Annotated in this window: 15 protein-coding genes; 5 read left to right on the top strand and 10 right to left on the bottom strand. The window is 39.7% G+C overall.

What is annotated here, in order from left to right:
- Nucleotides 1–36: 36 nt before the first annotated feature.
- From MKY76_RS11625 to MKY76_RS11605, 5 genes are all read right to left on the bottom strand, one after another.
- Nucleotides 37–207 carry a hypothetical protein gene (locus MKY76_RS11625; RefSeq protein ID WP_048392829.1) on the bottom strand — a complete coding sequence of 57 codons (171 nt, stop codon included), beginning with the start codon at nucleotides 205–207 and terminating at the stop codon, nucleotides 37–39.
- Between the two features lie 214 nt (nucleotides 208–421).
- Nucleotides 422–571 (bottom strand): hypothetical protein, encoded by a 150-nt coding sequence (locus tag MKY76_RS11620; RefSeq protein ID WP_004230023.1) that lies wholly within the window; start codon nucleotides 569–571, stop codon nucleotides 422–424.
- Between the two features lie 162 nt (nucleotides 572–733).
- Nucleotides 734–1,228, bottom strand: coding sequence for a DinB family protein (locus tag MKY76_RS11615; protein ID WP_342557878.1), 495 nt, complete (start codon nucleotides 1,226–1,228; stop codon nucleotides 734–736).
- 57 nt (nucleotides 1,229–1,285) lie between these two features.
- Nucleotides 1,286–2,248 carry a tyrosine recombinase XerC gene (locus MKY76_RS11610; RefSeq protein ID WP_054550128.1) on the bottom strand — a complete coding sequence of 321 codons (963 nt, stop codon included), beginning with the start codon at nucleotides 2,246–2,248 and terminating at the stop codon, nucleotides 1,286–1,288.
- 311 nt (nucleotides 2,249–2,559) lie between these two features.
- Nucleotides 2,560–2,973, bottom strand: coding sequence for a hypothetical protein (locus MKY76_RS11605; RefSeq protein ID WP_342557877.1), 414 nt, complete (start codon nucleotides 2,971–2,973; stop codon nucleotides 2,560–2,562).
- A gap of 76 nt (nucleotides 2,974–3,049) precedes the next feature.
- Between MKY76_RS11605 and MKY76_RS11600 the strand changes: the two genes are divergently transcribed.
- The 3 genes from MKY76_RS11600 (at nucleotide 3,050) to MKY76_RS11590 (ending at nucleotide 6,375) form a co-directional block, all read left to right on the top strand.
- Nucleotides 3,050–4,540, top strand: a complete 1,491-nt coding sequence (locus MKY76_RS11600; protein WP_342557876.1) for a circularly permuted type 2 ATP-grasp protein — start codon at nucleotides 3,050–3,052, stop codon at nucleotides 4,538–4,540.
- Nucleotides 4,494–5,459 (top strand): alpha-E domain-containing protein, encoded by a 966-nt coding sequence (locus MKY76_RS11595; RefSeq protein WP_342557875.1) that lies wholly within the window; start codon nucleotides 4,494–4,496, stop codon nucleotides 5,457–5,459. The genes MKY76_RS11600 and MKY76_RS11595 overlap by 47 nt, the downstream gene beginning before the upstream one ends.
- A gap of 61 nt (nucleotides 5,460–5,520) precedes the next feature.
- Entirely contained in the window at nucleotides 5,521–6,375 is an 855-nt protein-coding gene (locus tag MKY76_RS11590) for a transglutaminase family protein (protein WP_112118676.1), read from the top strand.
- A 43-nt stretch (nucleotides 6,376–6,418) separates the two neighbouring features.
- Here MKY76_RS11590 and MKY76_RS11585 read toward each other — a convergent pair whose 3' ends face one another.
- A complete protein-coding gene (locus tag MKY76_RS11585; RefSeq protein ID WP_048392844.1) occupies nucleotides 6,419–7,294 on the bottom strand; it encodes a site-specific integrase in 876 nt (291 codons plus the stop codon).
- 367 nt (nucleotides 7,295–7,661) lie between these two features.
- Between MKY76_RS11585 and MKY76_RS11580 the strand changes: the two genes are divergently transcribed.
- Complete coding sequence (locus MKY76_RS11580; RefSeq protein ID WP_342557874.1) at nucleotides 7,662–8,456, top strand: enoyl-CoA hydratase/isomerase family protein; 795 nt, start codon at nucleotides 7,662–7,664, stop codon at nucleotides 8,454–8,456.
- Between the two features lie 46 nt (nucleotides 8,457–8,502).
- On the opposite strand, the gene MKY76_RS11575 is transcribed toward MKY76_RS11580, so the two are convergent.
- Both MKY76_RS11575 and MKY76_RS11570 read right to left on the bottom strand, forming a co-directional pair.
- A complete protein-coding gene (locus MKY76_RS11575; protein WP_103118118.1) occupies nucleotides 8,503–9,318 on the bottom strand; it encodes an ATP-binding protein in 816 nt (271 codons plus the stop codon).
- 14 nt (nucleotides 9,319–9,332) lie between these two features.
- Nucleotides 9,333–10,214, bottom strand: a complete 882-nt coding sequence (locus MKY76_RS11570; protein ID WP_279495008.1) for an aminoglycoside 6-adenylyltransferase — start codon at nucleotides 10,212–10,214, stop codon at nucleotides 9,333–9,335.
- 232 nt (nucleotides 10,215–10,446) lie between these two features.
- On the opposite strand from MKY76_RS11570, the gene MKY76_RS11565 reads away from it, so the two are divergent.
- Nucleotides 10,447–11,622 carry an aminotransferase class I/II-fold pyridoxal phosphate-dependent enzyme gene (locus tag MKY76_RS11565; RefSeq protein WP_016992684.1) on the top strand — a complete coding sequence of 392 codons (1,176 nt, stop codon included), beginning with the start codon at nucleotides 10,447–10,449 and terminating at the stop codon, nucleotides 11,620–11,622.
- A gap of 55 nt (nucleotides 11,623–11,677) precedes the next feature.
- Here MKY76_RS11565 and MKY76_RS11560 read toward each other — a convergent pair whose 3' ends face one another.
- Nucleotides 11,678–12,043 (bottom strand): cupin domain-containing protein, encoded by a 366-nt coding sequence (locus tag MKY76_RS11560; RefSeq protein WP_048392856.1) that lies wholly within the window; start codon nucleotides 12,041–12,043, stop codon nucleotides 11,678–11,680.
- A gap of 101 nt (nucleotides 12,044–12,144) precedes the next feature.
- Nucleotides 12,145–13,344, bottom strand: a complete 1,200-nt coding sequence (locus MKY76_RS11555; protein WP_048392857.1) for an AI-2E family transporter — start codon at nucleotides 13,342–13,344, stop codon at nucleotides 12,145–12,147.
- Nucleotides 13,345–13,362 lie beyond the last annotated feature (18 nt).

The raw sequence follows: 13,362 nt of genomic DNA, 5'->3' as shown, positions 1-13,362 counted from the left end.
TTACTGTCCCACATAGGAAGTAAGGCATTTTATATGTTAAGAGACCTCATATTCTATTGAACCCCCTATTGATTTCGCCTGCATGTTGTAGGCATCTAATTGCTCTTGGGATAAACTTGAAATGTAATAGTGAAAATTAATAGGCTCTAGCCCATGCTCCTCACATACTTGACGATAAAATTCATAGCCTTCTCGATAATCTGTCATCCTCATAACTTCCTTTCACATTCCCTATTTTACGTCTATTTTTTTGTTATATAACAGAAGTATTATTTGTTTAAAAATATATAACAGTCTACTGTAGTTGTCAATGAATTATCTGAAATTTCTTGCTGAAATCACGAAAGCCCAGACCATTTTATTTAGTATGGCTGGGCTTTTCATAAAATATTCACGGCGGCTTCCGTCATAATCACTCCTTTTAAATTCCTAATTGTTTTGCTTGCATATTGTAAGCCGAAAGTTGTTGCTGTGATAATTGTAATACATAGTAACGGAAAGAAATTGGCTCCAATCCATAGCGCTCACACATTTCACAATAAAATTCATAACCATCACGATACTTTGACATTTAAATTTCCTCCTCTAACTAAATCTGTTTTATAACAGTTGTTATTATTTTTATTTAATATATAACAGATTGTGTAGCACGTCAAGAGATTATAACAGAAAAATTGAATAACAATAAAAGGAATTTAGCTCCTCTCCTGTGGCCAAATTCCTTTCATTCATGTTATTCTCTAACGATTTCTTGTAATTGCTTGATATGACGCTGCTCGTGCATATAGACGATTTCAATCCATTGGTCGAGTGGTAATTCTCCTAAGGCTGGGTGCTTCACAGCGCGCTTAGCTAATGCTTCAGGTTCCTCGATTGTTTGCAAAAAGGCGAGGAGGTTCTTTCTTGTTGTAGCTAGTAAATCCAGCATCGCTTGAACAGTGAAAGGCTCTTCTGCTGGCTCTACTATAGGCGGTGCTTGGAACTTTCTTGATCGATCTAAGATGAGCTGAACATTTTTTCGAGCGGGTGTTGACTGTTCCTCTGCCTTTAATCCCCATGTAATGGCTTTCTTTGTTGCTTCCTCTACTAATACGAGATGATGACAGATTTGTGCCACACTCCAGCTTTGTGCATCTGGTTTCTTATTAAAGGTTGTATCGTCCAATAAGTGAATTTCCTGAAGCAATTGTGTTCTTGTGGTATCGAGATGTTCTTTGACGTTTGACATCCTTGGCTCCCCTTTCATTAGGTCTTCTACTATATATTCGATATGGAGAGGGGAAAATCATCTTTCACGAACAATATTAAATGGATTATTCTCTAACACATGCTGTAGCTGCTCATCTTCAATATGTGTATAAATTTGCGTGGTTGCGACGCTAGAATGCCCTAAAATGTGCTGCAAACTACGGATATCTGCCCCTGCTTTATACATCATCGTTGCGGATGTATGGCGTAGCTTGTGTGGTGTAAGTCGTTCTTTTTGAAGACCTGACTGCTGATTAATGCGTTTAACGATTTTGGCAACGGTTTGACGTGTAAAGCGTGTTCCCTTCTGAGACACAAATAGGGGCTCCTCGCCTTCGCCTTTATAGGGTGTCTTCCCACTGTTTTCATAGTCAGCAAGTGCCTGCATACAGCTATCATTTAAATAGACTGTGCGCTCTTTGTTGCCCTTCCCAATTACGGTTAAATAACGTCCTTGAATGGATGTCTTATTAAGCTGACATAGCTCGGTGACACGTATTCCTAAATTTAAGAAAAACATCATCATGCAATAATTTCTCGGGGATGCCTGATTGCTTTTAATCCCATCTATAAATTGTGTAGCTTCTTGTAGGTTCATATAAATGGGTCGTTTTCTGCCTATCTTTGGTGTCTCTAATTCATCTGCAGGATTTTCCTCGATAAGTCGACGTTTGCCTTTTAAATATTTAAAAAAGGATTTTAATGTGGCCACTTTTCGTGCTCGTGCAGCAGCTGAATTGCCTCGCTGTACTTCGCAATATTCCATGAATAAATAAAGATCCTCTAATGTCATTTCGCGTATTTCTTCTATTGTAATAGTGCCAATATCAATGGCGGATAAATTCTCTATATCCAAATCCTCCTGGACAGCTTTGTGGAAGCGGAAAAATAAGGTCAGGTCATATTCATATTCTTTTCTTGTGCGCTGAGACTTTCCTTTGATGGTTGTTAAATAGACAAGAAAATCCTTCATAAATTTTGGTTGTTTTGTTTTTTGCATGCTCATCACCTCTATTTGCTCTATTTTACCATGAAAAAACGTTCCCAAATATAAATTTGGGAACTTTATTGAAAAAAAATGCCCTTTTTCGCACGTTAGAACAAATGTTCTGTTCGAAGGTAATAAAAAAACCCTTTTTAAAAAGAGGATTTTTGTTACAACTATTTTGTGACAGTTATAGGATTTTAGGCATAAAGTTCTCGGTAAATGAATATTAAAATCTAGTAGACTTTATTTGCTGTGTGAGACGCTTCGAAAAAACAATAGATGGGTAACTGTCCATGTCGATTCGTCTCACAACACGCATGGAATTATTTTACAAAAACTGAATAATTCCCATTCTCTTGTTTTGTTAGTGACCAGTTTGTCGATAACATTTGCTGAAGTCTTGTGACTGTTTCCTCATCACACGTTAAATGCTGGATACCCGTTTCTAATAGTTGGTAATCCTTCCCTTCTTCTAATTGAAAGCGTAGCTGCAATAAACGTTGGATGCCTGGTAATGTTACATACTTGATTCGATAATGGCCATGGTATGCATTTAAGAACTGTTGTTCCCCTTCCTGATATAGAGCCATTGTCTCGCTAAATTCATAGTTTGGCACTTGTTCTTGCCAAGCTGATACATCCCCCGAACGCAAAGCTCGTAAAATTTCCTCGTCTGATAAATTTAATTTGGATAGTTTATCTAATTCATATGCTTGCATTAAATTAATGATGGTCATGGTTGTTAGCTCCTTTTATGTATTTATTCACAGTGTAACATGTTTTCACTACTACTTGAATTCGGAGGCGTTCCATATGATGAATTTATATGATTCTAGTCTGTTTTTCGATGAAATGTTTGATGGCAATAAGCCAAAGCCTCATTATCGATCTTTTCATCATAAGCTAACCTTTTTTTCGCGGGAGCAACTTGAAGAAAAATACCGACAAGCGCAGGCGAGCTTTCTCAGACAAGGAATTACTTTTACGGTATATGGTGCACAAGATGGAACAGAACGTACCATGCCTTTTGATTGTGTCCCAATTATTATTCCTCAAACCAAATGGGCCATGATTGAAGCAGGTGTCAAGCAGCGCGTGGAGGCACTCAACAAATTTTTACAGGATGTTTATGGACAGCAAAAGATCTTTCAGGACGGTCTTATTCCGAGGCAGCTTGTTGAAAATAATCCTTATTTCAAACCAACCATGAGAGGACTTCAAGTACCAATTGCGAATCATATATTTTTAGCAGGGATTGATTTAATTCGGGATGAAAAAGGTGATTATCATGTACTCGAAGATAATTTACGCAACCCTTCCGGCATTTCCTATGTCTTTGAAAATCGGGATGTGATGAAGGAAGTATACCCTGAATTTTTCTCCAAGCATACGATTCGACCTCTTGATAAACAAATGGCTTATATGAAAAAAGCACTTCTTGCTCATCGTCCACCTTCCATGCAAGCAGAAAGAGAGCCTAAAGCAGTACTTCTGACAGCAGGCATGTACAATTCTGCGTATTACGATCATGTTTTTTTAGCCCAGCATTTAAACATCCAGCTCGTCGAGGGCCGTGATTTAGTTGTACAAGATTTGAAGGTCTATATGAAAACCATTTATGGCCTACAGCAAATCGATATTATTTATCGGCGGATTGATGATGACTTTCTAGATCCTACTGTCTTTCGTGAGGATTCTTTATTAGGTGTTCCACATTTGATGACTGCTTATCAAGCAGGTCATGTATCCATCTTGAATGCCGTTGGGAATGGAGTGGCAGATGATAAAGCAATGTATGCCTATGTGCCTGAGATGATTCGCTATTATTTACAGGAAGAACCTATTCTACCGAATGTGAAAACCTATCATCTAGGAGATGACAGTCAGCGTGAATGGGTGCTAGAGCATATACACGAGCTCGTTATTAAAAATGTAGGAGCCTCTGGTGGCTATGACATGTTAATTGGTCCACATGCGAGTAAGGAAGAGATTGCTTTATTTAAGCAAAAAATTGTTGAACAGCCCTATCAATACATTGCCCAACCAACGATTAAATTGTCCAGAGCACCTGCCTTCCAGAATGGGCGATTTTATCCTTGCCATGTTGATTTACGTGTCTATGTCATGAAAGGTGAGGAATGCTATGTGTTGCCTGGTGGTTTATCCAGAGTGGCACTACAAGAAGGGTCTCTTGTGGTGAATTCCTCTCAAGGGGGCGGTGCAAAGGATACGTGGATTTTAAAGGAGGAATTGCAGCATGCTAAGTCGAGTAGCCGACGCGTTGTACTGGATGGCACGTTATAGTGAACGTACACAAACAAATGCACATATATTACAGGTACAGCTGTTGAATATGTTGGAGCAATCTGGGCAAGAACATGATTATATTGATCATTGGGAGGCTGTTTTAAATATTTGTGCCTCTAAGGAGGAGTATTTAGCAAATTACACAACGATTCGTGTTAACCCTTTGATTGATTATCTTCTGTTTTCTGAGAAAAATGGCAATGCCCTTCATGCCACATTGCGTGCTATTCGGGAAAATGCACGAGTTACACGTGATAGTATGCCAACGGAACTTTGGGAAATTCAAAATTCCTTTTATTTAACAAAGCAACAGTCCATACTAAAAAGAGAACGACCGATTCCACTCATTGCCCTTCAAGATTTTTTACAGGATGTACGAAAGACTTTATGGATGGAGACAGGGTTAATTGAGGGCTCGATGGATCGCGATCTTCCCTTCTATTTTATGCAGGTCGGCAAATGGCTTGAACGAGCAGAAAAAACCATTCGGATGATCGTGATAATCGTAGAACAACAGAAGCGAACAGGTACGTCACTGTTAGAGGATGATGGTACCTTTTTATTGGATCTTTCCGCAGCAAGAGAATCTTTCATGCGGAAGCATCGCCAGACCAATTTACTAACGATCATTCGGTATTTAGTCCAAGATGCGCATTTCCCATGTTCTGTGATGTTCTGTGTAAAGAAAATAGAAGAAGCCATAACGGCTATTGAACTTGATTCTTTATCCCCACGATTTTTAACGCTTCAGTCGGATATTAGTAACCTTGTTCTTGCAATCGATCATATCGATTTTTGGCAAATGACTATTGAGGAAACCCTAAAAATGATGGAGGAAAGATTGTCTCAATGTATAGCTTTTAGTGATGCCTTTTCGACAATCTATCATTTATATGAACCCAGCGTACAACCTTGAAAGGAATTCACCACAGCTCCCTTTCAACAGGCAAGTCAGTAAGCAGAAGGAAGCGGACACGATGAAATTTGAAATTCAGCATACAAATATTTTTCAATATGAGTCTGAAGTCGATCAAAGCTTGAATACTATTCGTTTAAAGCCGCGTAGCGATGAGCGTCAGCGATTATTATCTTATCGAATTGCCATAACGCCATCCTCCCTAACCCGTGAGCATACGGATATTTGGGGCAATACTGTTGGTTCCTTTTATATACCAGAGCAACATCAAATACTAGAAATTCATACATCTTCAATTGTAAGTATTCAGCGTGCACCATTTATTCATCGTATTCAATATTCGCCCGAAATGCAGACCATCTTTCACTCACAGCTATTCTATGAGCATTATTTACCGTATTTAAAAGCAACACATTTTACATTTATGACAGAGCAGCAGCTAGAGGAAGTTTATCATGCGATCGGTCATGCTGAAAATCCTGTGCTCTTTTCGCTTAATTTAATGCAGTATTTATATTCTAGCTTTGAGTATGACCCGACAGCGACCGATGTAACTACAATAGCAAGTGAGGCATTTGCATTAAAACGGGGTGTTTGTCAGGATTTCACCCATGTCATGCTTGCTGTTTTACGGGCGAAAGGAATACCAGCTCGCTATGTCAGTGGCTATCTATATGTCGATGAAAACTCAGCCCTCATCGGAGATATCGCTACACATGCCTGGGTAGAAGTCATGATTCCAGGTATTGGCTGGATCGGTCTTGATCCCACAAATAATGTGGAAGTATTAGAAAACCATATTATTTTATGTATTGGACGCGATTATAGTGACATTAGCCCTGTGGAAGGGGTATATACAGGAGGCAAGCATGATTTAACAGTCAAAGTAAATGTCAAAGCATTGAATCATTTATAAAAGGCGTGCAGTAATGGTGATAAATCGCGATTACTGCACGCTTTTATTCTAGGCGCTGCTGTCTTTCTGTTAGCACCCATTTCCGTACATAGCCCATTTCTTGTTGAATGTGCTCCAGCGTTTTTTCCTGTTGAAACGCCCGTTGCATCACAGTATAACGCAAGTCAGTGGCTCTTACATTCTTCCCTATATCTTGTGACATCGTTTGAAAAATGCGTTCAACTGTTTTCGTAGTAATCGGCTTCGCTAAACTTGCCTCGCTTACCCAAACCCATTCCCCTACCTCTTGCTCATGTAAATTGGTCGTCTCTTTTTTATACTGTGCGAGCATGTCCATGAGGATCGGTGAACACTTTATTTCTCGACGTCCATTTCGGTTGGCTATAAAAAGAGTCGCTTTTTCTTCATTAAAGTGTGTCCATTTCATGCGAACGAGCTCGGCAGGCTTACAACCTGTTTCCATCAACACTTGAACGATACAGCCATTGCGTCTTGCCAGCCATGCATGCTCCTTTGTTTTAGCATATTGAAAATAGGTGGGCCATACGTTTGCAATTTGCATGATCTGCTTATTTGTCAGTGCTTGCAGTGTCTCTTTTTGTCTTTTTTTCGGCTGTAAAAGATGCTGATAATCAAAAGGCTCCACCCATTCTCGTAAAAAAATAAAGTCTACAAAGCCTCGTAATGTCGCTATTTTATGGTTAAAAGTATTGATATTACTGTAGGTTTCCTTTAAATAGTCGCAGTAGAGCTGTAATAAATTTTTCAATTGATGATCTACATACAAGTAGTTTTGCTTATGGGCGAAAGTTAAAAATTGCTGTCCATCCATATTGTATTGTTTTTTTGTGGCAGGACTTTTTTTCAAAGATTGTAGCAATAAATAGTAGCTATTCCATGCGTCCCTGAGTGTAATCAAATCGTCCCTCCTTGTCTACTTTGCGTGAGTTATTTATATTTTACTATATTTTGGGTGCGTAGGTTCAACTGCATTTTATCATATTGTAATGTCGGATAATCTGTATTTCTATAACAGGAACCCGCTTCTACCATTCAAATGCCCTTTACGTAATAAAGAAACATATGTTCCTAAAGTAGTTTCTCATAATTTTTGCTTTCTTACAATAGTAAATTCCGCTCCCCTGTTGTAGTACAATAATTGCTTACTATTCCCTACATTCTTGTATAACAATGCAATTTTATGTGAAAATTCGTATCATTTCGTGTTTATGGTTAATTGTGTTATATAATAAAGATAGACACTAACATGTAGGAGGCTTTCCGATATGCAAGTAAAAACGACTCGACTGGAAGCAGAAGATGCAAAAATTATTTATCAAGAAACAGCTGGACTAGCGATTATTACGATTCATCGACCACAAGCAAAAAATGCATTAACCGCAAACATGTGGGATCAATTAGCCAAAATTGCCCTACAAGTATTAGATAATCCGAAAAATAAAGTACTAATTTTACGAGGCTCTGGCCAAAACTTTACAGCGGGCTCCGATATTAAAGAGTTCAATGCCATTTCTCTTGAACAAGCTGAAGAAGCCTTTGTACATATGGAAAAAACCATTTCTACCATTGAGCGCCTCCTGATTCCAACGATTGGCGTCATCAATGGGCCTGCGATGGGCGCTGGCTTGGAATTAGCCTTAGCCTGCGATATCCGCATTGGCTCTGAAAAGGCCAAGCTCGGCATTCCTGTCGGTAAATTAGGAATCACCTTAAATAACAAATTTGCACAGCGTTTAGTTCAGCTTGTTGGCCCTGCCACAACCAAGGATTTAGTCTTTACAGGACGAATGTTTAAAGCAGAGGAAGCCTTCAAGCTTGGAATGCTTAACTACCTAGTAGCTGAAAAAGATTTAAATAAATACATGATTCGAATGGGTAAGCTGGTTGCAGGAATGTCGCCTGAATCCTTACTTGCCGTGAAGCAATCTGTTCAAGAATGTCTCGATAGTGCGCCGACCTTATGGCAAGGCTCTTCACCATTTGTAGGCAGTGATTTCGCAGAGGGTTGTCGTGCCTTTGTGGAAAAACGCCAGCCACAGTTCACTCGCCAGCCTAAATAAAAAACAGGTACTCTTAACGCCAACGTGCGAGCGGAGTACCTGTTTTTTACGCTTTTTTCTTTTGCAAAGCCGTTTTTACATGTACATGAATAGCATCTAATTCATAGCCAAAATGTAGATAAAAATCTTGTTGCACAGCTTGTTGTAATTCCACTAAACGCGCTGCTAATGGATAATCGATCGGCAGCTTTACTTGAATAGTGAGGATAGCTTGAACCTGATCCCCTAGCACAAATTGTGCTTGCTCGACCTTTTGTACAATTGCCTGTTGGCTACAGCAGTATGTCAGTAGCTGTACATAAACATGCTTGCTGATTTCTATATATTCCCGCTGAAAATCAGGACGTACAATCGTCGTTTCCCCGATTTTTTCTCGTTTCGAAGAAAAAATCTCCATGCCCTTTTGCACCAATCGTTTAAAGAAATTTTGCTCCACTTGTCTATATGGAATCGGCATAACATGCTTGCCCTGTGTTTGACGGATAAAGCGTGCTTTTTGAATTTCTTTCAATGAACGGACATCTTCTACATTATAATAGTGTTCAATCGGACCCAGCTCTAGCTGCTTGGCAATACTATTCGTCATTTTAGTCGATGTACCTATCAGTAAAATAGATTGTACCTGATGATGAGCTAGCGCCTTTTGGACAGCCTCACGATGAGCTGGATCTGTAAAAATGGCACGTCGTACAGCAGTAATTGTATTCTTTTCGAATTTAGCAGAAAGACCTGCCACTCTGACGCCATTCACAATGAGTAATCCATCATCAACAATGGCCTCCACCCCTAATTTATGGGCAAAGGCCAGCGCACTTGTACTTTTGCCTGTGCCGCTTGGTCCACTTAATGAATAAACCTTCAATGCCCTCTTCCCCCTTACAAAATCGTTTTCGCATCTGGTGGTAATGTACGTACATGCTTCAAATAGGCTGACATACGAGCATCATCCTCGTGAGGGTACGAGAACTGGAAGTGATGGGCAACCTCCTTTGCGATGCTTCGAAAGAGTGTACATGCCGCAAACAGGGCATTCCACATGTTAGCATAATCAGCGTCGGCATAGGTTTTTACGTACAATGCCCAATAATTAGCTGGCACATAGTTTTTTAAATACTTTCCCATTTTGCCTGTAGATATCTGAAAATGATGATGCTGACCAATCCACCAATTAAGCATTTGATGTAAGGACTGCCTTGTCGTTTCCTCAAACATTTGCTTGGCATATGGGAGTTCGTCTCGCCAAATGCCCTTGGCTATATTTTGTAAGCACCACCAAAAATCATTGGTACAGCTGGCAAATTGCCCCACAGTCGGTGGACTAATATGATAGCCACAATCTGAAGATGGAGAGATAGATGGCAAAAGCTGATCCTTATCGAGTAAAGGGACTGTCAGCTTGTCTTGTCCATATTCATCCAGCATAGCTTGTGTCGATAATAAGCGAAGGTCAATGCGATGCCCATCCTTTAATAACATTAAATATGTATAGCTATAAGAAAAGTCTTTGTCCAAGCCAAGCCCCTTATCCAATCGATCAGGCTCCTGCACCATCAGCTGCTCACCAAATACTTGAATCCATTTATCATCTTGTAAGAAAGAGGCTATATCTGTTACGACATACACAACATCAAAATCCTGAAACATATCCCTTGGTACTTTCGGATTTGCTCTTGAGCCATTTAGGTAAACAGCACGAATTCTAGTGTCCTGTTGTGCAGTGGCTAGGATTAAATCATACATTTCTTGCTCTGTTCTCATAAGACTCACCCCACCTGAAAAGCTTTATACTCAGTATAATACACTTTCCTCTTTGAAGGAATTTATAGTAGCTTCTCCCAAAGGTAGAAAATCTTTTTTCGCTAGTCTATGCACACATCCTCTCCATTATATAAATATTTTCTTTTTTCAGAATATCTGTCCCTTTCTGCGCTTCAGTATGATAAAATGTGAACTACTATTCTGTTATACAACTACAAGGAGTGTACTAGTTTTGAAAATCGTACCATCTAAAAAAATGTCATTATTTACACCAGCAATTTTCGGAGATTTGAAAAATTTTGCACGAGAGCAGCAAGCAAAGGGCATGACCTTAATTGACTTAAGCTTAGGCAGCCCTGATCTTCCTCCACATGCCAAAATACGTGAGCATCTTTCCTATCGTGCAGGTTTAGCCGAGTCTTATGGCTATACACTGACTGGCACACAGCGTTTTTATGACGCGGTGAGTCGCTACTATAAGCGTCGTAGTAATGTTGATCTAGATCCCGCGACAGAAATTATTCAAACAATTGGTTCGCAAGAAGGCTTAGTGCATTTACCAATTGCCTTTTGTGATCCAGGAGACATCGTCTTATCCACAAACCCAGCTTATGTAGCGTATGACGCAGGGATTCACTTAGCTGGCGCAACACCTTATTACATGCCTCAAACAGCCGACAACGATTATTTACCTGATTTAGACGCTGTACCAGAAGAAATTGCACAGAAAGCAAAGTTATTGATTTTAAACTTACCAGGAAATCCTGTACCAGCGATGCCGTCATTAGCATACTTTGAAAAAGTCATCGCCTTTGCTAAAAAGTATAATATCATCGTCCTCCATGATGCTGCCTATTCAGAGTTCTATTTTACGGGAGATGGCCCTATTAGCTTCCTAGCTGCACCAGGAGCAAAAGAGGTCGGTATGGAGATTAACTCCCTCTCTAAAAGCTTTAGCCTTGCTGGAACACGTATTGCCTATATCGCAGGAAATGCAGAAATGATCGCTGTTATTAAGCAATTAAAATCAAATTTAGATTTCGGTATTTTCGAGCCTATTCAGGATGCGGCTGTCGTAGCATTGGATAACGCTGAGGAAATTACGGAAAGCTTACGTGCCACTTTCTCAGAGCGCCATAAAACGCTGATGAATGGCTTACAAGCTTTAGGCTGGGAAGCAGCTCCCTCTGATGGTGGAATGTTCGTATGGGCTAAATATCCCTATGCTATCGATTGCACAGAATTAGCCTTTCAATTGATTGAACAAGTAGGCGTTGTCACAGTTCCAGGAACCGTATTTGGTACAGCTGGACAAGGCTATTTACGTTTAGCATTAGTTCAACCAAAGGAACTTCTGCAAGAAGCCGTGGATCGCTTAGCAAAAGTACAATTATTAGCAAAGCAATAATTAGTCAATGTAAAAACCCTTCTAACATTTTGTTGGAAGGGTTTTTCTATGATGGTTAAATCCACACATCATTTTCAGCGGTAAGCTCTGATTGCTCCTCACCTGTATTCACGACACCCATTGGCTCTACAAGGAGAATTTTACACTCCGAAGCTGCAAAGGGTTTATGTTCCACATTGCGTGGGACAACAAACATCTCTCCTGCACGCAAGCTTACCTGGCCATCTCGGAATTCGATGATTAATTGCCCCTCAAGGACGATAAATACCTCATCCGTATCCTCATGCTTATGCCAAACAAAATCCCCCTGAACTTTGACGAGTTTGAATTGATAATCATTCATTTCAGCAATGACCTTTGGAGACCAATGCTCTTGAAATTTAGCCAGTTTCTCTTGAAAATTAATCGGTATGTATGCCATTTCCTTTTCCCCCTTGCTTTGACTCTACTACTAGAATAGCATAATGCCGTTTTCTACAGCAAAAACCAGCTACTGCGTTGCTAGCAGTAGCTGGTCGTTTATTAGATATCATATTTTTGATGAACGTCATCTTCGTAGCGATTATAGCGCTGCTTAAAGAGCTTGAATAAATGCGTGACAAGTACCTTAAAGATTGCATAGCCCGGAATCCCTAAAATAACGCCTGGGACACCAAATAACGAGCCTGCCGTTAATAGTACAAAGATAATCGTAATCGGGTGAATACTGAGTGATTTCCCCATAATTTGCGGTGAAATGAACTTTCCTTCGATTAACTGAACGATTGTCCATACAATTGCCAGCTTAATCAGCATCAATGGTGATGTAACAAGAGCGATAATGACTGCTGGTGTGATCGCAATAACGGGTCCTAAATAGGGCACCACACTTGTAATCATGGCAAGGAAGCCGAGCAATAAAGCATACTTCATGCCAATAATTAAGAAGCCAATCGTTACCATTGCCCCAATACACATGGATACTAAAATCTGTCCCTGTATGTACGAACTAATTTGCTTGTCCATGTCATGGAAAATGTCAGTTACCTCTTTACGCATACGTGGTGGGCACACTTTCAGCATAAATTTCGGTAATTTTTCGCCCTCTTTTAGTAAATAAAACAGGATGAATGGCACCGTTACAAGTGATAGCACAATACCTGTTAACGTTGAAAGGAAGCCGGTAATACCAGATGCCACACCCTGTGCTACATTGGTCGCCATATCCTTCACTGTTTTTACCATATCCGTTGTGAAGTTATTCAAAACTTCATCAAAATTAAAACTAATTTTATCTAAGTACTCATTAAAACGTGAATGATTTAGGAATTCTACAATGTTTTGTGTAAATGCCATGAAGTACTCTGGGAATTCCTGTGCTAAATTCGTGAACTGATCGCGTAAAAACGGATAGACTAGCACCACAAGTAACGTAATGACACCAATGACCGCAATATAGAGGATTAAAATACCCCATATTCTTGGAATGCGCCATCGTACTAGAATCGCCAGCAATGGGCGTAATAAATAGTAACCAATGACGGCTAGTACCCCTGGTAAAATGACTACTTCAAATAAAACTTGTAGCGGGGTAAAGATAAAGGAAACTTGATTAAACATAAAAATAACACATGCCACCAGTAATAAAATTACCAGTGTAAATAATAGGTTTCTACCACCTAAAAAACGAATAAACTTGGTTGCTAACAGGCTTGAACGCTCTTTTGGTCTCTCTTTTTCCATATATCCACCCCAATCCAA

It is taken from the genome of Lysinibacillus sp. FSL P4-0201 (assembly GCF_038593425.1).
In the GTDB taxonomy this organism is placed as follows: Bacteria; Bacillota; Bacilli; order Bacillales_A; family Planococcaceae; genus Lysinibacillus; species Lysinibacillus capsici.
Note: the sequence above shows the minus strand (reverse complement) of the source record. Positions and strands in the feature narration are given on the sequence as shown.